The organism is Shouchella sp. JSM 1781072 (assembly GCF_041949915.1).
GTDB lineage: Bacteria > Bacillota > Bacilli > Bacillales > Bacillaceae_D > Shouchella.
In genome coordinates, this window is record NZ_JBHFQE010000004.1 from 119,763 (window position 1) to 145,747 (window position 25,985).

Here is a 25,985-nt window from a genome sequence, read left to right on the forward strand (position 1 = left end):
AATAATGGGTTCAGATCAAAAAAGGATTGGTGTTATGGATTTATTATGGGTTCACTTAGATCGAGAGGCACAGTCCCCTCTCTACGAACAACTTTACACACATTTAAAAAATGACATTATCGCTGGACGTATCGCATTCGGCACGAAATTGCCTTCGAAGCGGAAGCTAGCGGAGTTTTTGAAAGTCAGTCAAAACACAGTCGAAGCCACGTACAACCAGCTCGTAGCAGAAGGTTATGTGGAAGTGTTACCGCGAAAAGGGTTCTTTGTTCAAGCCTATGAACAGCTTGATTATGTGCCCACCACATCTCAGCTATCGACTGAAAATCAAGAAAACAAACCGGATATTCGTTTTAATTTTCATCCTACACACATTGATACAAGCCATTTTCCGTTTGATAAATGGCGCAAATATGTTAGACAAGTGGTGGATGAAAGCAATAAGGAGTTGTTGCTTTTAGGTCATTCCATGGGGGATGACGTTTTCCGTAAAGAAATTGCCCATTATTTGTACCACTCTCGTGGGGTTCAATGCTCGTGGGAACAAATTGTAGTTGGAGCAGGGATGGAAACGTTGCTACAGCAGCTGTTTCTTCTTTTAGGAAAAGACAGCATTTATGGGATTGAAGATCCAGGCTATCAGCTCATGCGAAAGTTGCTGCATCATCATCCCCACGATTATTACCCGTTTCAAGTTGATGACGAAGGGGTTGACGTTCACGCCATTACCCAATCACCTGTAAATGTGATGTATACAACGCCCTCTCATCATTTTCCGTACGGGGCGGTTTTATCGATTAACCGTCGTCAGCAATTATTAAAATGGGCTGAGGCTCAACCAGAGCGATTTATCATTGAAGATGATTACGATAGTGAATTTCGCTATACTGGAAAAACGATTCCGTCCTTACAAAGTATGGACCAGCACCACAAAGTTATTTATGTAGGCAGTTTTTCAAAATCATTGATTCCGTCTGCACGACTAAGCTTTATGGTATTGCCGAAAACACTTGTCCCTCGTTTTAACGACATGTTTTCGTTTTACCACTCCACGGTGTCGCGAATTGACCAGCACGTGCTTACGTCCTTTATGCGCTCTGGTGATTTTGAAAAACATGTCAATCGAATGCGGAAAATTTATCGCCGAAAACGCGACATCGTCTTACCGTTAATGAGACCCTATGAACATCAATTGCGAATTATTGGGGAACGTTCTGGCTTACACATCGTTGTAGTTGTTAAAAATGGGATGAGTGAGGAAGAGCTTGTGCAAGCTGCTGCAAAAGCTCAAACAAAAGTATACCCTCTATCGCAATATGCTATTGAAAACAATCCTCAGGACTACCCCCGTATCGTTCTAGGATTTGCAAGCATCCCTGAAGAACAATTAGAACAGGCTGTTCGTACGGTTCTCCAAGCTTGGGGATATGAGGAAGAATAAGCAAAATCGGCAACCGCTAAGCAGTTGCCGTTGGGTTTTTACTATATCTCCTCGCTAAAAGCCATATGCATCCTCAGCTTCTTCTCGTATCGCTTTAAACGTCTTTGTTAGAAGATGGGTATCTTCTACTAATCGCCCAACGCGAAAGAGCACATCGTCATTAACAAGTTTTTTCTGGTGAAAGTCTTTTTCTTCCGCAAAAACAAACGTCTGCACAAGCTGAGCTTTCATATAGTTTAATATAGGCTTCAGCTGCTGTTCAGCAACAAGATAATGCTTCGGACTTCCTGCTGTCACGACAATACTTACTACCTTATTTTCAAACGCGTTCACTGGTAGAAGATCAAATACATTCTTTAATGTCCCCGGAATCGATGCTTGAAAAACAGGTGTACCAATTATAAGCGCATCTGCATCCATGATTGTTTGTGCGACATAACCAGTGTCGCCCGTGTACTCAAAAAACTGTCGGCCATCGCTAAATTGTACCTCATGTTCCGCAAGATCGATCACGGTTACGTTCGTCTGTTCATCATAATCATTGATTTGCTTCACAACTTCATTCATCATCGTTTTTGTTTTTGAACCAACAATGGAGCCAGATAAGACGACTACGTTCACTTTACATCCTCCTTCGTATATTTTCGGATCGCTGGAAGAATTTCTGTAGCGATTAACTCTATATTTTTCTTTAATTCATCAAACGGCACACCGCCAAAATCTAATTGCGCAATGTAACGCTGATGCCCAAATAGCTCGTATTGATAGAGAATTTTCTCAATGATTTGCTGTGGGCTCCCTACATTTAACACATCTCGTACGTCTTCCCCTTGCGCAAATGCTCGTTTTGAGAATCCAGATCCATTTGTTAATTTAATTCCTTCGTTTACACATGGGTAATAGGCTTGTTGAGCCGCTTGCGTTGTGTCAGCCGCATAGAAGAGCCCTGCCGTTGCAATTGGAAAATCAGCTGGGTCATATCCACTTTCGGTTAGCGCTCCTCGATAGGCATCGATGGAACGTTTAAACGCTTCCGTCGGCCCTGCCAAATGAGCTAAGAACATTGGCACACCCGCGATTCCAGCTTTTATTGCACTTGCTGGTGTTCCTCCTACCGCGCGCCAAATCGGCATATGCCCTTCCACTGGTCGAGGGATTACCTCTGCATCTCTTAAAGGTGCACGAAACTCACCTGTCCAGTTTACACGCTCTTCTTCATTTATTTTTCTTAGCAAATCAAACTTTTCTTCAAATAATTCCTCATAATTTCGTAAATCATATCCAAGCAATTCATACAAGCCAACACGAGAGGCACGTCCGGCAATGATTTCTGCACGCCCATTAGAAATTAAGTCTATCGTTGAAAAATCTTCATAAACGCGAACAGGGTCTGACGTACTAATAATGGTAGAGGAACTCCCAATCTTAATATTCTTAGTTGCTTGTGCAATCGCAGATAAGACAACCGCATGTGCTTGAGTGGCAAAGAATGGTTGGTGGCTTTCCCCAACACTAAAAAAATCTAAACCTGCTTCATCTGCCAGCTTTGCAAATTCGATAATTTCGTGGACACGTTCCTGCGCCGAAATTCGTTTTCCTGTATGTGGATTAGGAAGGTGGTCTCCTAATGTATAAATTCCAAATTCTAACCCATTTTCCTTCTTCATTCGATTCATTCGAACCCCTCCTAAAAACCTTTAAGTCACAATCATTGTATCTTCTTATATTTTGCCTTATGATGAACACATTTAAAAGTACGTACCTTAAAGATAGATGGTATACAAAAGTATACTAAAGGAGTGAAGATTATGAAGATCGTACCCGATCAATGCCAAGTAAGTCAGGCGTTGGATATTATCGTCGGCAAGTGGAAGCTACTTATTTTACTGCATTTGTTAGCGAATGGTACGACTCGTTTTGGTGAATTCCAACGCGCCATCCCTAGTATTACCCCTAAAGTCTTGACGCAACAATTAAGGGAGTTAGAAGAAGAAGAAATTATTGAACGGCACATATATCCGCAAATTCCACCAAAAGTCGAATATACAATCAGCGCTTATGGCACAACGTTAGAGCCTATTCTAAATGCGATGCATACGTGGGGTCTAAATCACTTAAATCATAAACAATCAAAACATGAAGGTTTAGCGGGTAGATAAACGAGCTCTGGACATAATAAAAGAATCTTTATGACCGCTCTTTCATTCGTCATAAAGATTCTTTTTTTCCTGTTTTAAACTTGATTTATTGTTGACTTGCTTCAATAACATTCAGTACTTTTTCTACCTCAGCAATTTCAATTTGACCTGGTGCAGATGCAGATTGACCAACCGCAAAACTTACAGCTGATCCGAAGGCACCACCCATTAATCGTGAAAGTGCTCCTTTTGGCCCCATGGACATCGTAATAATAGGAATCGTTAATGTACGATTTGCTTCTTCGGTCACCTGTGCAACTGTTAAAACATCTTCGAGAGATTGCGGCATTAATGCAATTTTGCCTACATCAGCGCCTTCTTTTTGCGCTTGTTCCAAAATAGACAAAAGCGCATCTTTCGTTGGTGTTTCTTTAAAATTATGAAAAGACATCACAGTTTGGATTTGTTTTTCTTTTGCTAGCGCTAAGATGCTCTGCTTTGCTTCAGCTGGACAACTTAATTCAACATCAACTGCATCAACGACATCTGCTTTTAATACTTCGGTATACAAGTCTGTCACTTGAGCTTCTGTTAAAGAGATGGTCTCTCCACCTTCTCGAATAGAGCGTCTTGTGAACAAAATTGGTATACCATCAGCCTGTTCTTTTATCCATTTTCCGATTTTAATTACTTCATCTGTCTGATCCAATTGCTCAAAAAAGTCTACCCGCCATTCAATTAATCCCGGTTTTTTTTGAACAATGGCTGAAAGTTCCTCTTTAAGAGCTTGACTTGTTCGTCCTACAAGAGGTGTACAAATCATTGGACGCTGAATTTCATTCGCTTTCATTTTCTTAATCACTGTTCCCATACACGTCACCTGCTTCCCACAATTATTGAAACCGCTTACGTTACTAAAGCCTTTTTTCACCGTTCACTTGTCTAAGTGCCTTCGTTAGTATTTGTTGATAGTCAGAAAGTTTTTCTTCAGAAAATCTTTGCATGAGACCGGATAGTGAAATACAGTGGGTCACACTACCGTCTTCATTAAACACAGCAGCAGCTATTGCGGCTAATCCAAGTTCTCGTTCTTCTCTACTTACGGCTATTCCTGTCTCTCTAATTTGCCCCAATTCTAAAATCCGCTCTTCTAGAGTCGTAGGGTCAAGATCGGCTAGGACTTTATCTTGTATATGCTTCGGCTGATAAGCAAGTAATAGCTTTCCACCTGCTCCACTGGACAGGGGCAACATCTCACCAATTCGAACCGCATGACGAAGCGGCTGGTATCCTTCAAATTGATGAATACATATTCGCTTCCCTTGATCAAGAGTATACAAGTTCACCGTTTCGAGTGTCTCATCACGAAGTTTTTCCATTAACTTCGACACCCTACCTTTAAGGGGATACGAATCTTTTGCAATCTGACCTAAAGAGATGAGTTTGATACCAAGCTTATATTTTCCCGTTTGTTCATCTCGATGGATTAGATGTTCCGTTTCTAAACTCGACAACAACCGTGTTGTCGTTGATTTTGCCAAATCAATTTGATTGGCAATTTGAGTTAACGAAAGCTCTTGTTGCTGAATTGAAAAACAATCAAGTATGGATAATGCTCGTCGAACGGTTCGCAATGAATCACGTTTTTCCATTACTAATCGTACCACCTTTTTAACTTCAGCTAATGAAACCATGTCGCTAAAAAGAGTGTACCATACCCTGTTCGCCATACGAACGTTCTTTCACAATAGTTTGTTAAAACACTAGTATACAAGTTAAGTCGTTAAAGGATTCTTATTACACTGTTCAACAAATGCTCGCGCTGATTCTAGACATTGCTTTATATAGCCATAAGTTCCTAGCTCTTTTGTTCGCTGTAAATGAGGCATCTCTAACGAGAATACGATATCATCCGGTAGATGACTGATCATTTCTTTTAATGGCAATCCTCCTTCACCAATATAAAGCCTTTCCTCCCGTAAAATCCTTGTCATTTCTGCTTGCTCTTGAGGAATATGTCCTTGGGCATCACATAAATGAAAATAATTTAACCATTCTTTTGGAATTGATTGAATTTCCTCTGGTCGATCGTGTGCACGATGAAAATGGTGCGCGTCAATCATTAAACCTGCATTTGGTTTATTAACGTCTTCCAATACGTGTACCGCACCTTTTAGTGTTTTCACTGATGCAATTGGAACAGACTCTAAATTAATTGTTAGGCCGTACGGTTTTGCGACGTCGCATAGTTTAGCGAATTTTTCACGACCACGTTCTGTGTGATCGGTCCAGATACTGCTAAGCACGTGCTTTGCTCCCAATTCTGCTGCAACTTCAAAAGCTGGCTCATACGTTGTTGGATCTATCTCATCATTAACCCGTGCTAATTCAATGTCAAACACCTTTAAACCAGTTGTTTCTAAAGCCTGCTTTGTTTCTTTAAACATGGCCTTGTTGTTTGCTAAATCATAATTCGGTTCGTTGGGAAGCCCCATATAAATAGGGCGTATGCTTACAAAATCATAACCAGCTTGTGCTGCTAAATAAGTCAGTTCTGGTGGCGCACACTCTAATGCTGTCAAATGAGCTAATGAAAATTGATGTTTCATTGTTTCTCCTCCTTTTGTATACGCTTTATATTTATTTTATACTAGTATACAAGATATTCACTTCAAATAGTATCGATACCGCTAAAGGTTTGTCAACCACTTTCTACTTTCTTAAATAACAAGTCCACTTCTATACATCTATTTCATCCTCCTTACAACGTCTCGTAAAAACTAACTCTTATAAATTGATTCACATAAATAATTTTCGCATAATTTTAAAAAAAGAATGACAACGGAATTGAGGTTTGCTACAATTCAGTTATATTTCCATTAAACAAGATCCAAGTTCCACTAAACGGAACTTTTTGAAACCGCTTTCTAAATGATTTGGAGTTGATTAACCAATGAAGAAACGCTTCCTCTTATTTGTTTCCTGTACCCTTTTTCTTTCGTCATGTACTTCTTCTGCAACATCGGGCGAACTTGGTCATGATTATCCAAACCGTTCCATAACAGGTGTTATTCCTTTTGGACCTGGTGGCGGGGCCGACTCAATTGCTCGGGTAGTCAGTCAATATACTGAACCAGTTCTTGATGAGACAATTATTTTGCAAAACGTTGAAGGTGGTGCTGGATCAATTGCCACTCACGACGTTTATACCGACCCAGCTAATGGGTACAAAATTTTATTTGGTGCTGAGAATCCAAACTTATATCGAACAACAGGCATTTCCGATTTAAGTTACCATGATTTTGAACCGTTGATGCTTTTTGCAAGAACCGTTCCTGTGATTATTGTTCACCCTGACTCTCAATTTGAAACGCTGGATCAGTTACTCACCCATGCGGAAGATCACCCTGGCGATACTTTGATGGCAACGACTGGGCCAGTGGGCACATCTGGTGTTGTATCGAGCATGCTCGGCCTTGATTTTGCCATGGTTCCCTATAAAGGAGAGGGCGCCTCTATTACTGGATTAATGGGGAAACAAATTGATGCATCCATTGTCTCCCTTCCATCTGCTTACAACTACATTGTTGCAGAAGAAGTTCGTGTTCTAGGAATTGTAAACGATACGCGTCTTGAAGAATTTGGTGAATGGCCGGCGCTTGGTGAAGTGGCTCCAGAATACTTAGATTATCTTCCATGGGGAGCTTATTACGGAGCTTATGTGACAAAAGGGACACCTGAGCCTGTTATTGATACATTGGTTGAAAGCTTTGAGTACGCTTTCGAAGACGCTGATTTTCAACAATTTTTAGAGAACAATCGTATGATTCCACTAGGATTAACAGGATCAGAGGCGCTTGATTATCAAACTGAATGGGAATCACGCACTAACTGGTTTCTCTATCAATCTGGTTTTGCTGAACATCCAGAAAACTATGATATTCCCATCCCTAACTTTTAACTTGCACGAGAAAGGAAGAAACCCATTGATTAAGTCCCCTGCTTTTTATTTTTATATTGGCTTGATTACAATTAGTGTGATCTTTGTTACCCAAGCGTTAAGGATTCCTGTTTATGATGAATTTTTATCTTCAGGACGTTTTCTCCCTCTCGTCCTGTCTTTTTTCATGGTTTTATTCTCTTGTATACTAGCGTATCAGCAGTTTCAATCTTCTGAAGGAACGACCCATAAAATTGAACATCGATTTCATTTTTTTGGCTTTCTCTCTCTCGTTGTTGCTTACGTCATTCTTATTCCTGTCTTTCCATTTAGTCTTGTAACGTTCTTTTTTTTACTCGCTAGTTTTCTATTTTTTCGGACGCTCTCCTTTTGGAAAAGTATTTTATTAGCCGTCATTCTCGTTGTTGTGATCGTATTTATTTTTCAAACTGTTTTTCAAATTGTATTCCCTTAACATGAATTCGTTTAGAAATGAGGAGCGTTATGGAACAATTTCTTATGCCATTATTAGACTACCAATTGCTTCTTCTCGTTGCGTTAGGGACGTTCGCAGGCATTTATGTCGGTGCCATTCCCGGTCTTTCAGTAACAATGGCGACCGTATTATTGCTATCGTTAACCTACTCGTGGGACACGCTTTCGGCTCTTGCACTGATCGTAGGTGTCTATGTAGGTGGTGTCTATGGTGGCGCTAGACCTGCAATTTTATTAAACATGCCTGGTGGCCCTGCTCAGATTGCTACATCTTTTGATGGGTACCCTCTCGCTCAAAGAGGGGAAGCAGGCTTAGCAATTGGACTTTCTACTATTTTATCGATTGTTGGGGGAATGGTGGGCCTTCTTCTCCTTGTTTTTGCCACACCTGTTTTATCCGACATCGCTTTATTTTTTGCTCATCGCGATTACTTACTCCTAGCATTACTTGGCTTACTATTAGTCGGTACGATGAGCAGTGGCGCTTTTATAAAATCGATGTTTCTTGCGTGTTTCGGGGTTGTCATTGGTTTAATTGGACTTGATATGATTTCAGCGGCACCGCGATTAACCTTTGGTGTGCTCGAATTGCAAAGTGGCATTAACGTTATCATTGCGATTTTAGGGTTGTTCGGTTTTGCAGAAGTGCTCTTTCAGCTCTCACAAAAAGCGCAAAGTCAAAAAGACAGTGTTGTAGGAAAAATCATCCCACCGCTTGCCATGTTAATCAAATTTTTGCCATTAACGCTTCGTACATCTGTCATTGGTGCATTAGCCGGTGTCTTACCAGGTGTGGGTGGAGAGATTGCAGCCTTACTTGGGTACGATCATGCAAAGCGAAGCACGAAAAAGCCAAGTCGCCCGTTTGGTGAAGGGGCTTATGAAGGGGTTATTGCTCCCGAAACAGCGAACAACGCTGCAATTGGTGGTGCTTTTGTTCCGATGTTAACTCTAGGAATACCAGGAGACGCTGTTACGGCCGTCATAATCGGCGCACTTATTGTTCACGGGCTAGACCCTGGTCCATTACTCATTGTCAATTCCCCTGATCTTTTTTGGGTCATTTGTGGTTCATTATTTTTAGCCAACCTTTTTTTATTACTTTTTGGGATGAGCGGCATTCACCTGTTCAAAAAAGTTATTTCTATCCCAAAAGGGGTTTTAATGCCCATCATCCTCGTATTAATTGTTGTCGGAGCCTACTCCATTAACAATACAATGATTGATGTATATTGGATGATCGGTTTCGGTGTATTAGGGTTCATTTTGCGCTTATTTGGTTTTCCACTGGCTCCCCTCGTTTTAGGTATTGTTCTAGGACCATTAATTGATCAGTCTTTTCGAGCTGCTATGATTACGGCTCATCATGACATTGGTGACTTCTTTTTAGGATATGTCACCTCACCGATAAGCCTAGTTTTAAGTTTATTATTTGTTGTTATGCTCATTTCCACCATCAAAGGATTCCGTAAACAAACATAATTATGCACATAGAAAATAAGCCGCTTTAATGCCGGCTTATTTTTTTATAATTTTTTATAGGAACGAATTGCTTCCTTGATTAGTTCAATTTGACTATCAATTTCAGTTTGAAAACAAGCATAGAGTTGAGGGTTTTGTCTTTGGTTCTTTAATGTCGTCAGCTCTCGTTCGAATAGATCGATCTCCCTTACTTTCATTGTAAAACCTTCTTTCTCACTCTCTACTACTCTTTAATACCTGCCTTCGATTCTCTTTAAACCATTAATTACGAGAAATGTATCGACAGTCGCACCATATCAACAGCTTGTATACCATTTTCCCAGATCTCTTCATCATAATGTCGTAAAAAGAAATCACGGTCAATGTAATCCATGCGAAACCCGTATTTTTGATAAAACGCTAGTTGATTAATGCTTGAATTTGATGTACCAATTTCAATCGTTTGATAACCAGCTTCTTTGCTCGTTTCAACTGCATGCGTAAGCAGCGCCTTTCCATAACCTCGTCCATGCATCTGTTCCGTAACAGCAATATTAATAATTTCAATCGTCTGTGGACGCGTCTTTAGCAGCACATAACACCCTACAATTTGCTTGTTTGTTTCAAGCACATAGCAATCACCTTGTTTCAAGTATGCATCAACGAGCGCTTGATTAGGGTCTGCTAGTAGTAAAAGATCATAAGGCACATCTTCATTTTTTTGTAGCTGTCGAATTTCCATCGTATACATTTCTCCTGTTTTCTTTAATTTAGACGATGCTTTGTAAACGCTCTCACATATTTGCAAAAAAAGAAGGATGAAGCGGATGGTCTTCATCTCCTCAATTATTCATACTCACTCGCTGGTTTCGCCACTTTTTTCTTTAGAAAAATCGCTAAAAACAAAATTCCAACGCCAGGTAACAAGAGCCATTCCATCCCACCAGCAATAAACCCTTCCATTAACAAGAATAGTGCAAGTAAATAAAGACTATTTCCAATCAACGTTGACAGAAAGAACGTTGGCAGTGTGATTTGACTACTCCCTGCTGCTAAATTGATTAAACTAGACGGCATGACAGGGATAAGCCGACTTGTTAGTACCACCCAAAACCCATTTCGTTCAATTGCTTGTACCCAATCTTTTCTGACCTTCTGTTGAAACAACTGTTGCAACCAATAGCGATATAAATAAAATGCAAGCACACTCGCAAACAAACTTGTTCCAAGGCTCCAGGCATAACCCGACCAAAAATCTAGTAACATGTAATTAAAGATTAAGATTAGAGCCAAAGGAACAACGGTTAAAATGCTTTGTACAATTAATAAGACTAGCGACAACACCAGTAAAAAGGGAAGAGATTGTTGAAACAACTCACTTGCTTCTCCCGCCTCACCAGTTCTTAATTCAGTCACCCAGTCAGACTGGGCTACAAGTAAGATCGCAACAATTACAAGGACGGCGCTGACAACTTTTACAATCATCGCTTTCTCTACTCTCTATCAAAAATTTCAATTCTTTTCTTAACTCCATAGCTCAAACGATCTGACCATTATGGTTTATAAGATTAAACTAAACACCGTTGCGACACCTACAATAAACAGCAAATAACTAAAGGCAAACACTAAATTCTTTTGAATAATCGCGTAAGGGTTCGCTTGAAGCTGCATCGCTAAAATCGTCGGTGTAATGTTAAACGGACCAATCATAACCGTACTTAATCCTACACCGATTAATAACACACTGACCCCATAAGGATGAGCAATCATCGCATCGGCTAAAAAAGGCGAGAAGATCGCAATTGAGATTAACGGATGGAAACCAATTAAAGCAAAGCTAAAAATACATACAGCAATTAATAAATAGAATAAAAGAATCGGTCCACTCTCATAGACATAGGAGAAAAACGTGTCCATATGGCCAAATAATGTCGTATATGGAAACACTTCCACAAAAAAGCCAGCTGCTAAAAATAAAAAGAATAAGCCATGTAGCTGCGTTGTATTTCCTTTCACATAAGCTGTACTTAAAATTGAGAAACGTTTTCCTTTTTTAATAAAGAAAGCCCACATAAACGTAAAAGGAATAATGAGCACAGTGACTGAAAACAAGAACGACTGTGGTATGAAGGCATTTAGACTTAACAGCAACACGATAAAACAGGTTATCGCAAAGCCTAGCTCCAACAGTTTCTTTCTTAGTTGAACCGGGTTATGGGCGACTTCAACAGCTGCCTTCAAATCAACGTGCTTTAATTGTCGATTATGTATAAACCAATCTAGTGATATAAATAAAACACTAATCGTAAATAATGTTGGAAATAAAAGCAAATAATTTGTGCCTGTCATATCAATCGTTGAAGCGACAAGCACTTCAGTAGGACTCCAGAGTAAGACAAGTCCATATGCTCTCAATATACTATGTGCAAAAAACCGCTGAATGAAAGCATTTTTTAACTGCGAAACTTGCGCTTTTACAGTGGACACTACGACTGGAACCGTTGCCACATTTAAAAATAATGTCAACATGTACGTCATCATCGAGGTACGTCGGTAAAGCCGAACCATTGTTAACTGTGGTGGTTTGCGAATCATTTGACCAAGGGCTCGATCATATTTACCAACTGCAATAATCGTGCTCATGTATGGCAAAACAAACAGCAATGCTAATAAACTTGTCATTGAACCAAATAATGATAAGAACGGTCTTTCTGCAGGCACGTAAAGAAACGCGCAAACAAGCCCTACACTAAAAAAAGCTGTACCCGCCCAAAAATACAGTCGTTTCACTTTAAAGAAATTAATGCTAATAATGATAAGAGCAAGTACGCCCATTGCGCTTTGAATACTTGTATGGTCAACAAATTCACTTGCGATATACAGTAAGATCAAACTTAAATATAAATAAAAAATGGCACTCTCCTACTTTCGCTAGATGAATTTACGTAAAAGTATACCATTTTTCAAGCATATATACGGAACATTTGCTTATTTATACAGAAGGTTGAATGGCTAGAAATAAAAAAAGAAGAGAATGGGTGCAGTCATCCTCCTCTCTTACATAGGGTTTCTACATGGATGATCAAAATCCTTTTTTGTTTATCATTCAGCCTACATGAACGTTTGAGAGCTTCAAGTGATCCCCTTGTAGAACACGAATGGCACCAGTTGCTTTACTATACTGGATCGTTTTTTGAAGTCGCTTCTTTTTTATTTTTTGATAAATCGAAAAATAAATCGCGTGGGTATCATCTTTCAAATATTCCACACCATGTGGATAGCGTTTTAATAGGGATAAAATCAGCTGAGACCATTTCGTTTCATCAACATGTAGCGACAATAACACAACTAGACGACCTTGGCAGTAAGTGGCTCCATCTAATTTACGAATACGATATTGTTTAAAACAATTCGTCTGAAACACCCAATCAGCTTCAGTCTCCTCCGCTAGCGTTGTTTTCGCTTGTAAATACCCTTCCAAACTTTGCTGTGCTTCATAGGTTAACTGAACGTTCACGACTCACATCACCCCTTCAAAATATGCTTCTATACAGGCATATTCCATTTCAAACGGGAATCTCCTTCTCGGTCGACGAAACCTCTAATAACCAGTCACCATTCTCTATTTTTTACGCTCATCCATTCATCAATATTAGGCTAAACGTAACCGCTAAAAAAACTGTCACTACTAAAATACATGCCGACAGACCCCAGATCACGTAGAAATTTCGGTGCGTTCCTTTTTTATACGTATAGACAAGTCCTAGCCACCCTGCAAAAAGAGGCACGGTGATGAGTAAAGGCGTAAAAAAAAGCGTTGACATGAACATAGCAAATACAACCCCAACACCTGTTACACTCAATATACTATAGTTGATCACATCCATTTTTTATCCTCCTTTATTAAGGCGCTAATATGAACCACGTTGGAAGTCCCACGATCACACACAATAAACTAACATATTGAATGGAGCGGTCTTTTGTAAACAAAAACGTCATATAACCAGCGACCCATATTACACTAAACCCGAAAACGTTAAAAACGGTCGATAGCGTAATACCAAACTCTCCTGCAAAACCTGCACCAAATAAGACGAAAAAAGACAAAAAACACGACAAGACTAGTACGATAAAATAACCGATATGTAGTGCAATGTGCATTCGCATACACCCTTTCCATTTATGAAATGACTACTTTTTTTGTAAACCATGTTTTACATACGTCTATTCTGTGTATGTAGAAACTATACGGTTTTCTAAGAGGGGGTTTGTTATGGATGTCAAAACAGAATCAAAAAGCGAGCAATGGTGGCGTATAGAGGTTTTAGCCTGGATTCCTTTCATGATGATGGTCATCCTCTTATTTCTCATTACCCAAAATATAAGTGAACCCTATTCCTATGCCAGAGTAATAAGCCTAGTTTTAAACGGAACACTCGTACTTGCACTCATTCCTAAAGCCATTAAATGCCATTATCTCGGTTTAAAACGTTCTTTTTTTTATGGTGGACTCTGTTTGCTTCTTATCATTAATTTGATCGTGATTGCTATCGCATGAACGCCTACACACTGGACTAGGATGGGACGATTGACATTTTATAAAAAAGCGACACACAACAATACGTTATGTGCCGCAATACGTGATGTAAGGTTTGACGTTTGTTGAAACTGCTGTAAACTCTTTCCCTTCATCTGTTTCTGTAAACGGATTGCTTAGCGCAGACAAAAATTTCTTCAGCAAGGTGGCATCATTTTTTTCTACGGCATCATTAAGCACGCGCTCCATATGTTCATTTCTTGGAATAACATAAGGATTCGTTGCTAACATGGTTTGTACCGCTTCTTCTCGCTTAAAGGGTTGCTCGTCCAAACGACGTTGCCACTCTTTCTTCCACTCTTGATAATGACCATCGTCTTCTACAGTTGAAGCTAGCTTCTCTCCAGTACTTAACTGTCGAAACGTATTCGTGTAGTCAAGTTTATACTCGCTCATAATAGCGAGGAGTTGGTTAACAAATGCTCCGTCTTCCTCTCCCTCTTGTAACAATCCTAATTTTGTCCGCATTCCTTCTAGCCAGTACTGTTTATAAAGAGGCGTAAATGCTTCAATGGCTTGTTGCGCTATTGCTACAGCTTGCTCTTGATTTTCTGACAGCAAAGGTAAGAGCGCTTCAGCAAATCGGGCTACATTCCAGTTCGCGCTATAAGGTTGATTGCCATATGCATAGCGTCCTTGCGTGTCAATTGAACTAAATACTGCTGATGGATCATACGCATCTAGAAATGCACACGGGCCATAGTCAATGGTTTCACCACTGATTGCCATATTATCTGTATTCATGACACCATGAACAAAACCGACAAGCTGCCATTGCGCGATTAAGTGCGCTTGTTTTTCTATCACTCGATAAAGGAACGACAGATATGGTTGTTGCTCCCCCTGCAAATCTGGTTCATGGCGCTCAATTGCATAATCTGCTAATGCTTTAAGATCATCTACTTCTCCTCGTGCAGCTGCGAATTGAAACGTCCCAACGCGAATGTGGCTCTTTGCGATACGCGTGAGAACGGCACCAGGCAACCGTTCCTCTCGCCTCACGTATTGGCCTGTTTTCATAACAGCTAGGCTTCTTGTAGTAGGAATGCCTAACCCATGCATGCCTTCACTCATAATATATTCTCTAAGCATTGGACCGAGTGCGGCCCTTCCATCGCCACCACGTGAAAACACCGTTCGTCCTGACCCTTTTAATTGAACGTCCACACGCTCTCCCTCAGGCGTTATGTGTTCACCTAAAAGAAGCGCTCTCCCATCGCCAAGCATCGTAAAATGTCCGAATTGATGTCCTGCATAAGCTTGCGCCAGTCCTTCTCGTCCAGCCGGCAACTGATTTCCTGCTAGCAGTTCTTGACCTTCGTTTGTTTTCAGAAAATCTAGAGGCATTGATAAGTGCTCTGCTAATGGATCATTAAAAATAACAACTTCTGGGTTTGGCACTTTATTAAACGATTGCTTACTATAAAAGGCTTCAGGTAGTTGTTTATAACTAGTATCTAAACGCCAATTTGTTTCGTTATTCGAACTGTCCATTTCTTTGCTCACCTCAATCGAAAAGTCCTTAGTTGCCATCTAATCATATCGTGAGAAGCAACGCAAGGAATCATGGTACAATCCTTGTTAGGATAATTTATTCCTTTTCCCACTTATTACTACGCTCAAACATCTTTTAAAAAAAAGTGATCCAAACGAACGTTTGATACGTTTAATAAGAGAGCGAACCACTTACCTTTTTATTTGGCTTTTCTCGACAAATACATGTAAAATCAGCAAAGAGCTATTATTCCGATTTTTTATGTCCGTAAATCGAGATCAGATTAAAAAGGAGATTATGATGCCCGAACATGATGTAGAGCTCTATAAGAAGCTCAGGCGTGGAGAAAAAGAGGCGCTCGAACAAATGTATGATAAATACAGTAAGCTTCTCTTTTCTTTCACCTTTAAGATGACGGAAGAAAAACAATTGGCCGAAGAAATTGTTCAGGAAGTTTTTATAAAAGTGTGGACACAAAAAAGTTCATACGATGAAACAAAAGGAAAATTTTCTAGCTGGTTATTGACGATGACACGAAATACTGTCATTGACCATATTCGTAAGAAACGGGAAACCGCTTCTGAAATCGCGACAAAAGAAATGACAGAAGATCCTGATCCGAGCGTGGAAGATCAGGTGGAATGGAAAGAAAAACGGGCTGTCGTCAGAAGAGCGATTAGCCAGTTAAAACCAGAACAACAAAAGGTCATTACCTTATTTTATTATCAAGGCTTGTCCCAGCAAAAGATTGCTGATTCGTGCGACCTCCCCTTAGGTACGGTTAAAGGAAGGATTCGACTTGCATTAAAACATCTGAAAGAAACTATCCAAGACATTGAACAGAATGGAGGGATCATTCATGAGTGAACGTTGTAACCATTTAATTGACTACATTAACGGACAATTAACCAACACAGAACGAAAAGAATTTGAAGCGCATCTAGAAACATGTTCGACATGCCAAGAAGAATTAAATGAAATCAAAGAGCTTACGGATGACTTAGGGTTTGATGTTGATCCAGTTGAACCTCCATCAGCAATGAAAGACCGAGTTCTTGCAGCTGCGTTTGCTGAAAAAGCACCGGTAGATTCTCAGTCTACTGATGATCAAGATAAAACTGTTACTCCTATAAAAGAAAAACAAGAGTTACCAAAACGTAAAAAGAAAAGAAATTGGCTCATTCCGACAATGGCTGCCGCCTTATTACTGTCGCTAATTGGAAATGTCTATACCGTCAACCAATTAAGCGGTCCAGGAGATACGGTTGTGGAACCAAGCGTCACCGTAGATTCACTTGTACAGCGTTTGAGTCTCCAGCCGGCTGAAGAGACGATTCCATTTGAAGCGACTGCCTCTTTTGTTAATAAAGATCAATACCAACAGTTAATTGTTGAGGCAGACCAACTATCGCAAACAGAAGATACGCAAGTGTATCAAGTATGGTTGTTAAAAGATGGCGACCCATACCGGGCGGGTACATTCACACCTGCTGAAGATGGAAGTGGCATGTCTACATTCGACATCGACCCATCAATGGGCTTTGATACGATAGCGATTACGATTGAACCTGACGAAACAAGTGAAACCCCAGAAGGCGAGATTGTGTTATTAGAAGAACTTTAAACACATCTTGTCACGACATAAAGAACTGCGCTTATTGAGTGCAGTTCTTTTTTTATAAAAGACGTTCTTCCCCCCTTCTCTCTATCGATTCTTTTAATTCACTTTAATTTTTTTAAAAAACTTTTTATAAAAAGTGATCCATTCTGACATCCTTTGCGTTAGCTTAGTGAAATCAAAACACAAAGGAGTGTTTCAAAATGAAAATGAGAAAAGCTTTAATCCCAGTATTAGGTGCTTCACTAATTGCACCATCATTTATTCAAGGCGCTCAAGCACAAGAAGGGATGTCGCAAGTAACAACACCAGCAGTTGAACTTAGAGGAACACTCGACCACCTTTTATCAGAACACTTTGCGTTAGCTGTTCTATCTATGCAAAAACAATATGATGGCGATGAAGGCGCAGAAGCTGCACAAGAAGCACTAATGCAAAATGCTGCAGATATGAAACCGGCCATTGCATCACTTTATGGAGATGAAGGCGCAGAAGAATTTGACCGTATCTTCTCTGGACATAACGAACTAACGGCTGAATACGTTCAAGCTGTAAAAGATGAGGACATGGAAGCACAAGAAGAAGCATCTGATATGCTTGATGCCTTCTACGTAGAATTTGGTGAATTTCTTGCAGGTGCGACAGAGGGAGCTCTTCCAAGCGACGCTGCCATTGAAGTACTAGATATTCATGAACAACAAGTAGAAGATGCCTTTAATGCTTATGTAGATGGTGACTACGAGGCAGCTTACATGACGTATCGTGAAGGTCTTTCACATATGTTTGATATTAGTGCCGCTCTATCAAATGCCATCGTTGAGCAAAATCCAGATATGTTTGAAGGAACAGCACCTCTAACAGACGCTGGGAACTTAAGATCAGACCTAAGCAATCTTGTTGCCGAACACTTTGCTTTAGCAACACTATCTATGTCAAAAGAATTCAAAGATAGCGAAGACTTTGATTTTGTTAGCTGGGCAGAAGATGAAAACACAGCTGACTTAAAAGCTACCATTGCTTCTGTTTACGGTGAAGAAGGCGGAGAACAATTTGAGCAGATTTGGCAGGGCAATCACATTTTAGCACAAAGTGAATATGTCAATGCTGTTAAAAATGAAGATGATGAAGCGAAAGACGCTGCAAAAAGTAAATTAAGTACATTTGCTGATGAGTTTGGAATGTTTTTAGACACAGCAACTGAGGGTATTTTGCCAGCTGCTGACGCTACTGAACTTGTAAATGTACATGAAGACCAAGTATTTACAACATTTGATCGTTACATGGAAGGCGATTATGCCGGTTCATTCGAAACGTTTAGAGAAGGATATGCCTTCACATTCGACATTGGTTCAGGTTTAGCTGGTGCCATTGTTGAACAAAATCCAGACATGTTTGAAGAAGAAGCTGCAATGCCTGATATGCCACAAACAGGTATGGGTGGAAGTCAGCAAGGAATCTCTCTTCAATGGATGGCATGGATTCTAGCAGGTGCTACAGTTACTTTCGCTGGCTATTTCGGCGTACGTAAATTACGCACAAACGCGTAAAAATAAGCATAGCATTGATTCGACTATCAAGACTAACATTCTCAATGTATATGTGAATTGAAGTGCATCAGGCGGTCACTCCTGCGGGGTCTTGCAAAAGCTTACGTTAGCTGAGACATTACTCGCGGAAAGTGTCCGTCGATCGCACTTTTTTATCATTCAAAAGGAGGTTGATCTGTTGTGCAAATAAGACCACTCGTTGTAGTCATCTTATCTTTTTTGACGCTCATAGGATGTAGTACATCTGCAGAAGAACCACCCACCTCCCAATCTTCAGCACAAAATGAAATTGAACCACCCGTTGAAATTGAAGCGGAACAAACCATTGCGGAGGAATTTACGATTGATCAAGAGACATTGGATGCCGCTCATGCTGAACTAAACAAACAAAGCGAACTGTTCCCTTCTGAATTAAGAATTCCCGCACTCGATGTTGCAGCGCCAATTACAGAAGTGGGACTCTTAGAAAATGGACAAATGGGTGTTCCTGATAACGGAACCGATGTTGGTTGGTATGAACCAGGAACAAAACCTGGTGGCCATGGAAATGCTGTTTTGGCAGGACATGTTGATGATAATAATGGTCCAGCAGTATTTTTTTATTTAGGTGATTTAGAAGAAGATCAATCCGTGTTCGTAACCGATGGAGATGGGGAAGAATTAGAATTTACGGTTGATAAAATTGAAAGCTATCCGTATGATGACGCACCACTAACAGAGATATTCGGATCAACAGATAACAAACAACTCAATTTAATTACGTGTACAGGTACATTTGATCGGCAAACAGGCAATCACGATGAACGCCTTGTTGTTTATACTTCATTAGTGGAAGATACAAATAGTGAAGAAGTCCCTACCGAGCCTACGGAACTAGCTATTCAAGGAAATCTATTATCATGGTATGCCGTTCGTGATGACTACATCGCAGGCTATCGGATTTATGAAGTCAGCGAAAATGGGAAAGAAACCTATGTTGCTAGTGTATCTCAGCAAGAAAGAAAATCTTTTCTCATCGATAACGACGATGTTGACTATACAGTAAAAACCGTTGATTATTTTGGAAATGAATCCAAACAAGCACAAGAAAAAGGAGAGGCTTAAGACCATCTCCTTTTTTAACATTTATAATGCAGCTCGTTCTTCCTCTGTAAATACTCTTGACCGAGTTAAAAAACGTTTCCCCTCTGGTCCTTCTATTGAAAACATCCCTCCACGTCCATCGACGACATCAACAATAATTTGTGTATGCTTCCAATATTCATATTGAACTTTACTCATGTAAAAAGGAGTGTCTGCAATCTTTCCAAGTAGAATATCACTGTCTCCGACAAGAAATTCACCTGCTTGATAACACATGGGAGAGCTCCCATCACAACATCCACCTGATTGATGGAACATAAGCGGACCATGTTTATCTTTTAATACTTCCAAGAAGGCGATCGCTGTTTCTGTTGCTGTTACTTTGTCAACCACACGCTCATCTCCTCTTTATCTAGCTAATTAGAAAAGCCCCATCGGACTAGTACCATAACTGACTAATAAGTTCTTCGTTTGCTGATAATGATCCAACATCATCTTATGATTTTCCCGACCAATACCTGAGTTTTTATAGCCGCCAAATGCAGCATGGGCGGGATACGCATGGTAGCAATTCGTCCAAACTCGACCAGCTTCAATACTGCGTCCAAAGCGATAAGCTTGGTTCATATTACGCGTCCAAACGCCAGCACCTAAGCCATATAATGTATCATTAGCAATTTCTAGCGCTTCGTCTGCCGTTTTAAATGTCGTAACGGAGACAACAGGACCAAAAATTTCTTCTTGGAAAATACGCATTTGATTTGTTCCTTTAAAAACGGTTGGCTGAATATAATAGCCATTTTCATTTCCTTCAAGCTTATTTTGCGCTCCTCCAGTTAGAATTTCAGCACCTTCTTGTTTCCCGATGTCTATATAAGAAAGAATCTTCTCCATTTGTTCAGAAGATGCCTGTGCCCCCATCATGGTTTCTGTATCAAGTGGATTCCCAATCTTAATTTCCTTCACTCGTTTAAGGGCCCGTTCCATAAACGCATCATAAATAGATTCATCAATTAAGGCTCGAGATGGACATGTACAAACTTCACCTTGATTAAGCGCAAACATCACAAACCCTTCTACTGCTTTATCTAAGAAATCATCGTCTTCATCCATAATATCTTTAAAAAAGATATTTGGTGACTTCCCACCTAATTCGAGCGTAACCGGGATAATATTTTGTGACGCATATTGCATAATTAATCGACCTGTTGTCGTTTCTCCAGTAAATGCAATTTTTGCGATTCTTGGATTTGACGCAAGTGGCTTTCCAGCTTCTACACCAAAACCATTCACAACGTTAACTACACCTTTAGGTAAAAGGTCTCCAATTAACTCAAGCAACACCATAATTGATGCTGGCGTTTGTTCTGCTGGTTTTAAAACGACACAATTACCGGCAGCCAGAGCTGGAGCAAGTTTCCACGTCGCCATTAGCAATGGAAAATTCCACGGAATAATTTGTCCAACAACGCCTAATGGCTCATGAAAATGGTAAGCTACCGTATCCTCATCTAGCTGACTTAAACTCCCTTCTTGTGCACGAATCGTCGCAGCAAAATAGCGGAAGTGATCGACCATTAACGGTACATCTGCCGCTAACGTTTCTCGAACCGCTTTTCCATTGTCCCAAGTCTCTGCTACAGCAAGCATTTCACTATTGTCTTCAATTCGATCCGCTATCCTGTTTAACACGTTGGCGCGCTCCGCTGGCGAGGTTTTCCCCCAACTCACCTTTGCCTCATGCGCTGCATCTAGCGCTAATTCAATGTCTTCTGACGTTGAGCGGGCTAATTCACAAAACACTTCCCCTGTAACGGGCGAGATGTTTTCAAAGTATTGACCTCTAACAGGCGCCGTCCATTCACCATTAATATAGTTATCATATTTCTGTTTAAATGAAACGAGTGATCCTTCTTGATTCGGATTTGCATAAATCATATTCATTCCTCCTTTGTTAAGTTAAAGTAAGCGCTTACAATATATGTTGACTTTATTCTAACGCTTGTAATGAAAGGAGTCAAAGAATTTAAAAGGGAAAAAACAAGATTGACAGAATACACTTACGAAGGGCATATCTATAAATGGAGGGGTTCTTTGAAAATACTGTGGATGATTATTGCCATGTTCCCAGGTTCGTTCTTCTTTCACTTTTATGAAACAACCATGCGCAATCAAGAAGCTGATATTAATTATTCGTTCATCTACGGCGCTCTCATTACTTGGTCCATTGTGGCTGGCGCTTTGTCGACTCAAGTTCGCATTCACCAATTTCTTTTGATGAACGCGTTTATGATTCTCTTATCGATGCTATTGGCAGAGCTGTTTATTACGCCTCCAAACCAAAGCTGGTTTAACCCATTTACCATGAATGTTGTCATCGTACTATCCGGCTTACTTATTGTGATTGGCCAATCAATGGCTAGACTACTAACCAAAGCCATACTTAATTCTATAAAAAAAGAGGCGAACACATAAATTTCGCATCGATTACATGATTTTTTCATATACGTAACTACGCTAAAGCAGTATAATAGATATATCCTAATCATTTGAGGAGGAACGCTCATGTATCATCTTAAAAGGCTCGTAGATGGGCAGACTTTCATTTTGAAAAATATCCATTCTGTGACAGACCGTGTATTTATTGAATTTGAAAATGCACTAGAGTATGCGAAAAAGCTCAACACGCTCAATCCAAAAAACCCTTGGTCGGTTGCAAAAATTAACGAACAATAAAAAACCGCTATGTTTCATACATACGTTAACTTTCAACTAGAATGGTGTGCATTCTAGTTTTTTCTTTCTTTTAAAAATAACAGCCCTACCAATATTTGAGTGATTTTGAGGAACAAAGCCAGCTTATTTACGTTCGCTATCTAGATAAGACATAACCCGTTCAGCTAGTAATGTAGGTGTGTAGCGAAAGGCATCGACTGTACTACCCGCTAAATGAGCCGTTAAAGTGACATTATTTAGTGAGAGAAAACGACTGTCTTTCTTTAAAGGTTCATAGTCGAACGTATCTAGCGCTGCACCAGCTATTATATTTTCTTGCAAAGCTCTGACTAACGCTTCTTCTTTTACTAGACCTGACCGGGCGGTATTAATCAGAATCGCCGTTTGTTTCATCCTTTGAAATTGTTCATAGCCCATCATTCCTTTTGTTTCAGCGGTTAACCGCCCATGTAAACTCACGACATCAGACGCTTCTAACAATTCATCTAACTCAACCTGAATACATCCTGTTTCCCCTTTAAAATACGGATCATAAAAAAGAATCTTCGTTCCAAATCCGCTTAAGCATTTTGCAACAAGTTGACCAATATGACCAAATCCAATTAAACCAACCGTTCGCCGACCTAATTCTGGGATAGAATCATGATTAGTAAAGTCTTTTTGCCAACTTCCTTTCATGATGGAAGCATGAGAACGCCCTATGTTTCGCATCTCTGCAATCATCATTCCAACTGTGTATTCAGCTACGCTTCGTGCATTTCGCCCTGGCGTATTTATGACTGTAATTCCTCTTGTTTCAGCTGCTTCCACATCAATATTCTCTACTCCTCCACGAAGCACACCGATGACGGATACATTGCGGGCTGCCGCAAGAACAGCACGATTTAAAGGCGCAAATTGAGTCAAAATAAGGTCATACTGATCGATGTCACGGGTAAGGGTTTCAGGTAACATTACCGCATCTGCACCATATTGTTCAATGCGTAAATTATCCTTTTGTAAATCTTCCACCTGTTCATGGTGCCATTCTCGAATCGTTACTTCAATCCCTTTTTCTTCAAGAGTTGCAAGTCCTTGTTTCAACATATCTTGAGAGATTAATAAGTCAGCGATCGCCAAACATTTCATATTCCCACTCCTTAGACCGTTTTAACGCATTAACATTCCACCTGTTGCGTCAAAGGTGGAGCCAGTTAAGTAGTTCGCTTTTTCTGATACTAAAAACGTTGCGATGTCTGCTATTTCTTTTGGTTGCGCGACTCGCCCAAGAGGAATCCGGCTTAAATAATAATCTTCTTTTTCCTGCAACGATGACCGAATCATATCCGTTTCGACAATGCCTAATGCAAGATTATTGATCGTAATCCCGTCTGACGCATGTTCTCGAGCGAGTGACCGTGCAAACCCTAGAATCCCTGATTTGCTTGCAGCATAATGAGCATGCCCAGTCGTGGCACCATGAAAAGCTGCCTGCGACGTGATATTTAAAACTTTCCCTCTTTTTTCATGTTGAAGACAATGCTGGACAAACAACTGGCTTAACAGGAAAACACTCGTTAAATTCTTATTGATCGTATCCGTCCAGTCTGACAATGTCAGATCTTTCACATATCCTTTTGGCCATACCCCCGCATTATTAATGAGAATGTCAACCGAGCCTACATGTCTAGTTGCCTGTTGGAATAATGCCTGTATATTCGTCGAATCAGCAAGATCCATCTTCACAGCATACGCACTTCCACCGTTTGCTTGAATTTCCCCTACAACTTTATCTGCCTTTTCACGCTGACCTTGATACGTCAGCGTAACTTGTGCGCCTTCTTCTGCTAAAGATAAAGCGATTTCTTTGCCGACGCCCCTTGATCCCCCTGTCACAATTGCATGCTTTCCACTTAATCCTAAGTCCATTGCCTCGCTCCTAACGCCCATACTTGTTCCATTTTCTCGACAGTCTGCTGATAAAGCTTGAATTTTTGCTGATAGACATTCGCTTTTCCTAGATTTGGTTCAATTCGTCGTGCCACATTAACCATTGAAGTAGATGCCTCTTCTATTGATTCATACGCCCCTACCATTACAGCTGCACACATCGCAGTCCCTAACGTTCCATGTTCCTGTACATCAACAATTTCTAATGGAAGCTGTAGCGCATCGGCAAACATTTGCACCCAAACATCTGACTTTGTTACACCACCTGCGACACGAACGGAAGTTGGCGCTTTTCGATACTGCAAAAGTTGTTTGACATGAGCTAAGTGGCTAAACACAACACCTTCATAAATTGCGCGCAATATATACGCTTTTGTATGCCAGCTTGAAAGACCAATAAAGCACGAACTCGCATTTGCCACTGTATTTGATCCGAAAAGGAACGGTAAAAACAATAACTGACTATCTTCAGCCTTAGTTTTCGCCACAAGCTCGTTACACTCGTCATAAATAGAGCGCCCTTGTCGCTCTGTCTCAACCTTTTCTTGCGTCATCCATTCGTCAATATACCACTCCAAATTACTCGCTGACGTTGGGCTCGCTTCCGTTGTTAACCAGTATCCTTCCATACAGTAAATGGATGTCATAAATAAATGTTTATCAATAACAGGTTTTGTTGTGATGTATTCATTAATACTCCATGTACCGGCTACGATGCACAATTGATCTTCTCGTACTAAGCCTGAAGCAATCGCTGATGCGGAAATGTCAAAAATCCCTCCTGCCACCGGCGTACCTGCTTTTAAACCAGTTAATTGTGCGACGGTTTCCGTGATATGGCCACAACATTCGGTTGACCTTTTTAATGGGGGAAGTTTTTCATATACCTCCTCAATCTCAAAAAATGATAGCAATTCACGATCATAACAACGATCTCGTACGTTAAGTAAACTTGTCCCGGATGCATCTGTTTCTTCAAAATATGCTTCTCCTGTTAACTTAAATCGAATATAATCTTTCACCATGAAAATATACGCCGTTTCCTTAAGTACATCCGGTTGGTGATCTTTTAACCAAGCAAGTAATGATACAGGTTGCCCTGCCCAAACCGATTGCATCGTTTTCGGTAAAACCTCTCGTTCAAATCGTCCATCTTGCTTCCACTGTTCCACGTAAGTCATTGCTCTCTGATCAGTAGAAATAATTCCGTTGTATGTCGGTTCTCCTCGTTCATTTGCTACATACAAACCGTTTCCATGCCCTGTAATGGAAATCCCAATAATGTCCTCTGTATTGATGTTCGCTGAAGCTAGGACTTCACGAATAACCATCAGGTTTGCTTGCCATAGCTCTTCGCAATCTCGTTCTGTATGATAAGGCTGTGTGGTGATCATTCGCGTCTTTTTCATTGCGATTTGAATTTCTTTCCCTGATAAATCGTAGAGAGCTGCTTTTGTCAACGTTCCACCATTATCAATCCCTAACACATAGCGCATCATCATCCT

30 protein-coding genes are annotated in these 25,985 nt (G+C 40.3%); 12 read left to right on the top strand and 18 right to left on the bottom strand.

Annotation, left to right across the window (positions count from 1 at the left end):
* The first annotated feature begins 34 nt into the window (after window positions 1–34).
* Window positions 35–1,441 carry a MocR-like pyridoxine biosynthesis transcription factor PdxR gene (gene pdxR, locus ACE1TH_RS18670; RefSeq protein WP_375079718.1) on the top strand — a complete coding sequence of 469 codons (1,407 nt, stop codon included), beginning with the start codon at window positions 35–37 and terminating at the stop codon, window positions 1,439–1,441.
* Window positions 1,442–1,495: 54 nt separating this feature from the next.
* Here pdxR and ACE1TH_RS18675 read toward each other — a convergent pair whose 3' ends face one another.
* Window positions 1,496–2,062 carry an NADPH-dependent FMN reductase gene (locus ACE1TH_RS18675; protein WP_099305153.1) on the bottom strand — a complete coding sequence of 189 codons (567 nt, stop codon included), beginning with the start codon at window positions 2,060–2,062 and terminating at the stop codon, window positions 1,496–1,498.
* Entirely contained in the window at window positions 2,059–3,117 is a 1,059-nt protein-coding gene (locus ACE1TH_RS18680) for an LLM class flavin-dependent oxidoreductase (RefSeq protein WP_099305155.1), read from the bottom strand. The genes ACE1TH_RS18675 and ACE1TH_RS18680 overlap by 4 nt, the downstream gene beginning before the upstream one ends.
* 132 nt (window positions 3,118–3,249) lie before the next feature.
* Between ACE1TH_RS18680 and ACE1TH_RS18685 the strand changes: the two genes are divergently transcribed.
* Window positions 3,250–3,600, top strand: a complete 351-nt coding sequence (locus ACE1TH_RS18685; protein ID WP_375079719.1) for a winged helix-turn-helix transcriptional regulator — start codon at window positions 3,250–3,252, stop codon at window positions 3,598–3,600.
* Window positions 3,601–3,685: 85 nt separating this feature from the next.
* On the opposite strand, the gene aroD is transcribed toward ACE1TH_RS18685, so the two are convergent.
* From aroD to ACE1TH_RS18700, 3 genes are all read right to left on the bottom strand, one after another.
* On the bottom strand, window positions 3,686–4,450 hold the full coding sequence (aroD, locus tag ACE1TH_RS18690) for a type I 3-dehydroquinate dehydratase (RefSeq protein ID WP_099305159.1): 765 nt from the start codon (window positions 4,448–4,450) through the stop codon (window positions 3,686–3,688).
* A gap of 43 nt (window positions 4,451–4,493) precedes the next feature.
* Window positions 4,494–5,231: an IclR family transcriptional regulator gene (locus ACE1TH_RS18695; protein ID WP_099305161.1), complete on the bottom strand. Its 738-nt coding sequence runs from the start codon at window positions 5,229–5,231 to the stop codon at window positions 4,494–4,496.
* A gap of 123 nt (window positions 5,232–5,354) precedes the next feature.
* On the bottom strand, window positions 5,355–6,188 hold the full coding sequence (locus ACE1TH_RS18700) for a sugar phosphate isomerase/epimerase family protein (RefSeq protein ID WP_099305163.1): 834 nt from the start codon (window positions 6,186–6,188) through the stop codon (window positions 5,355–5,357).
* A 344-nt stretch (window positions 6,189–6,532) separates the two neighbouring features.
* Between ACE1TH_RS18700 and ACE1TH_RS18705 the strand changes: the two genes are divergently transcribed.
* The 3 genes from ACE1TH_RS18705 to ACE1TH_RS18715 are packed head-to-tail and all read left to right on the top strand — an operon-like array spanning window position 6,533 to window position 9,496.
* The gene (locus ACE1TH_RS18705; protein WP_099305165.1) at window positions 6,533–7,540 is read left to right on the top strand and encodes a Bug family tripartite tricarboxylate transporter substrate binding protein; all 1,008 of its coding nucleotides are present in this window, start codon (window positions 6,533–6,535) and stop codon (window positions 7,538–7,540) included.
* A gap of 25 nt (window positions 7,541–7,565) precedes the next feature.
* Window positions 7,566–7,994, top strand: a complete 429-nt coding sequence (locus ACE1TH_RS18710) for a tripartite tricarboxylate transporter TctB family protein (protein WP_176554478.1) — start codon at window positions 7,566–7,568, stop codon at window positions 7,992–7,994.
* 29 nt (window positions 7,995–8,023) lie between these two features.
* Window positions 8,024–9,496, top strand: coding sequence for a tripartite tricarboxylate transporter permease (locus tag ACE1TH_RS18715; RefSeq protein WP_099305169.1), 1,473 nt, complete (start codon window positions 8,024–8,026; stop codon window positions 9,494–9,496).
* A 44-nt stretch (window positions 9,497–9,540) separates the two neighbouring features.
* On the opposite strand, the gene ACE1TH_RS18720 is transcribed toward ACE1TH_RS18715, so the two are convergent.
* From ACE1TH_RS18720 to ACE1TH_RS18750, 7 genes are all read right to left on the bottom strand, one after another.
* A complete protein-coding gene (locus ACE1TH_RS18720) occupies window positions 9,541–9,693 on the bottom strand; it encodes a hypothetical protein (protein WP_176554479.1) in 153 nt (50 codons plus the stop codon).
* Window positions 9,694–9,761: 68 nt separating this feature from the next.
* Entirely contained in the window at window positions 9,762–10,217 is a 456-nt protein-coding gene (locus tag ACE1TH_RS18725; RefSeq protein WP_375079720.1) for a GNAT family N-acetyltransferase, read from the bottom strand.
* A gap of 104 nt (window positions 10,218–10,321) precedes the next feature.
* Window positions 10,322–10,960: a TVP38/TMEM64 family protein gene (locus ACE1TH_RS18730; protein ID WP_099305173.1), complete on the bottom strand. Its 639-nt coding sequence runs from the start codon at window positions 10,958–10,960 to the stop codon at window positions 10,322–10,324.
* Between the two features lie 75 nt (window positions 10,961–11,035).
* The gene (locus ACE1TH_RS18735) at window positions 11,036–12,367 is read right to left on the bottom strand and encodes a hypothetical protein (protein ID WP_375079721.1); all 1,332 of its coding nucleotides are present in this window, start codon (window positions 12,365–12,367) and stop codon (window positions 11,036–11,038) included.
* A gap of 214 nt (window positions 12,368–12,581) precedes the next feature.
* Complete coding sequence (locus tag ACE1TH_RS18740; protein WP_099305177.1) at window positions 12,582–12,992, bottom strand: hypothetical protein; 411 nt, start codon at window positions 12,990–12,992, stop codon at window positions 12,582–12,584.
* 118 nt (window positions 12,993–13,110) lie between these two features.
* Window positions 13,111–13,362, bottom strand: coding sequence for a hypothetical protein (locus ACE1TH_RS18745; protein ID WP_099305179.1), 252 nt, complete (start codon window positions 13,360–13,362; stop codon window positions 13,111–13,113).
* A 16-nt stretch (window positions 13,363–13,378) separates the two neighbouring features.
* Complete coding sequence (locus tag ACE1TH_RS18750) at window positions 13,379–13,636, bottom strand: hypothetical protein (protein ID WP_099305181.1); 258 nt, start codon at window positions 13,634–13,636, stop codon at window positions 13,379–13,381.
* A gap of 112 nt (window positions 13,637–13,748) precedes the next feature.
* On the opposite strand from ACE1TH_RS18750, the gene ACE1TH_RS18755 reads away from it, so the two are divergent.
* A complete protein-coding gene (locus ACE1TH_RS18755) occupies window positions 13,749–14,033 on the top strand; it encodes a hypothetical protein (RefSeq protein WP_375079722.1) in 285 nt (94 codons plus the stop codon).
* A 66-nt stretch (window positions 14,034–14,099) separates the two neighbouring features.
* Here the strand turns inward: ACE1TH_RS18755 and ACE1TH_RS18760 are convergent, their stop codons facing one another.
* Window positions 14,100–15,605 carry a protein adenylyltransferase SelO gene (locus tag ACE1TH_RS18760; protein WP_375079723.1) on the bottom strand — a complete coding sequence of 502 codons (1,506 nt, stop codon included), beginning with the start codon at window positions 15,603–15,605 and terminating at the stop codon, window positions 14,100–14,102.
* Window positions 15,606–15,828: 223 nt separating this feature from the next.
* Between ACE1TH_RS18760 and ACE1TH_RS18765 the strand changes: the two genes are divergently transcribed.
* From ACE1TH_RS18765 to ACE1TH_RS18780, 4 genes are all read left to right on the top strand, one after another.
* Window positions 15,829–16,434, top strand: a complete 606-nt coding sequence (locus ACE1TH_RS18765; protein WP_375079724.1) for an RNA polymerase sigma factor — start codon at window positions 15,829–15,831, stop codon at window positions 16,432–16,434.
* The gene (locus ACE1TH_RS18770) at window positions 16,427–17,191 is read left to right on the top strand and encodes an anti-sigma factor (protein WP_375079725.1); all 765 of its coding nucleotides are present in this window, start codon (window positions 16,427–16,429) and stop codon (window positions 17,189–17,191) included. The genes ACE1TH_RS18765 and ACE1TH_RS18770 overlap by 8 nt, the downstream gene beginning before the upstream one ends.
* Before the next feature lie 197 nt (window positions 17,192–17,388).
* Window positions 17,389–18,732 (top strand): copper amine oxidase, encoded by a 1,344-nt coding sequence (locus tag ACE1TH_RS18775; RefSeq protein ID WP_099305191.1) that lies wholly within the window; start codon window positions 17,389–17,391, stop codon window positions 18,730–18,732.
* 180 nt (window positions 18,733–18,912) lie between these two features.
* Window positions 18,913–19,836, top strand: coding sequence for a class F sortase (locus tag ACE1TH_RS18780; protein ID WP_375079726.1), 924 nt, complete (start codon window positions 18,913–18,915; stop codon window positions 19,834–19,836).
* A gap of 21 nt (window positions 19,837–19,857) precedes the next feature.
* Here the strand turns inward: ACE1TH_RS18780 and ACE1TH_RS18785 are convergent, their stop codons facing one another.
* Both ACE1TH_RS18785 and exaC read right to left on the bottom strand, forming a co-directional pair.
* Entirely contained in the window at window positions 19,858–20,208 is a 351-nt protein-coding gene (locus tag ACE1TH_RS18785) for a DUF779 domain-containing protein (protein ID WP_099305195.1), read from the bottom strand.
* 27 nt (window positions 20,209–20,235) lie between these two features.
* The gene (exaC, locus tag ACE1TH_RS18790; RefSeq protein ID WP_099305197.1) at window positions 20,236–21,753 is read right to left on the bottom strand and encodes an acetaldehyde dehydrogenase ExaC; all 1,518 of its coding nucleotides are present in this window, start codon (window positions 21,751–21,753) and stop codon (window positions 20,236–20,238) included.
* A 156-nt stretch (window positions 21,754–21,909) separates the two neighbouring features.
* Between exaC and ACE1TH_RS18795 the strand changes: the two genes are divergently transcribed.
* Both ACE1TH_RS18795 and ACE1TH_RS18800 read left to right on the top strand, forming a co-directional pair.
* Window positions 21,910–22,290, top strand: a complete 381-nt coding sequence (locus tag ACE1TH_RS18795) for a hypothetical protein (protein WP_375079727.1) — start codon at window positions 21,910–21,912, stop codon at window positions 22,288–22,290.
* A gap of 90 nt (window positions 22,291–22,380) precedes the next feature.
* Window positions 22,381–22,551, top strand: a complete 171-nt coding sequence (locus tag ACE1TH_RS18800; protein WP_176554481.1) for a hypothetical protein — start codon at window positions 22,381–22,383, stop codon at window positions 22,549–22,551.
* Between the two features lie 123 nt (window positions 22,552–22,674).
* On the opposite strand, the gene ACE1TH_RS18805 is transcribed toward ACE1TH_RS18800, so the two are convergent.
* From ACE1TH_RS18805 to ACE1TH_RS18815, 3 genes are read right to left on the bottom strand one after another with little or no spacing between them, the layout of a single operon-like run.
* Entirely contained in the window at window positions 22,675–23,679 is a 1,005-nt protein-coding gene (locus ACE1TH_RS18805; protein WP_375079728.1) for a 2-hydroxyacid dehydrogenase, read from the bottom strand.
* 21 nt (window positions 23,680–23,700) lie between these two features.
* Window positions 23,701–24,459, bottom strand: coding sequence for an SDR family NAD(P)-dependent oxidoreductase (locus ACE1TH_RS18810; RefSeq protein WP_099305205.1), 759 nt, complete (start codon window positions 24,457–24,459; stop codon window positions 23,701–23,703).
* Window positions 24,450–25,982, bottom strand: coding sequence for an FGGY-family carbohydrate kinase (locus tag ACE1TH_RS18815; protein WP_255224899.1), 1,533 nt, complete (start codon window positions 25,980–25,982; stop codon window positions 24,450–24,452). Before ACE1TH_RS18815 ends, ACE1TH_RS18810 begins: the two co-directional genes overlap by 10 nt.
* Window positions 25,983–25,985 lie beyond the last annotated feature (3 nt).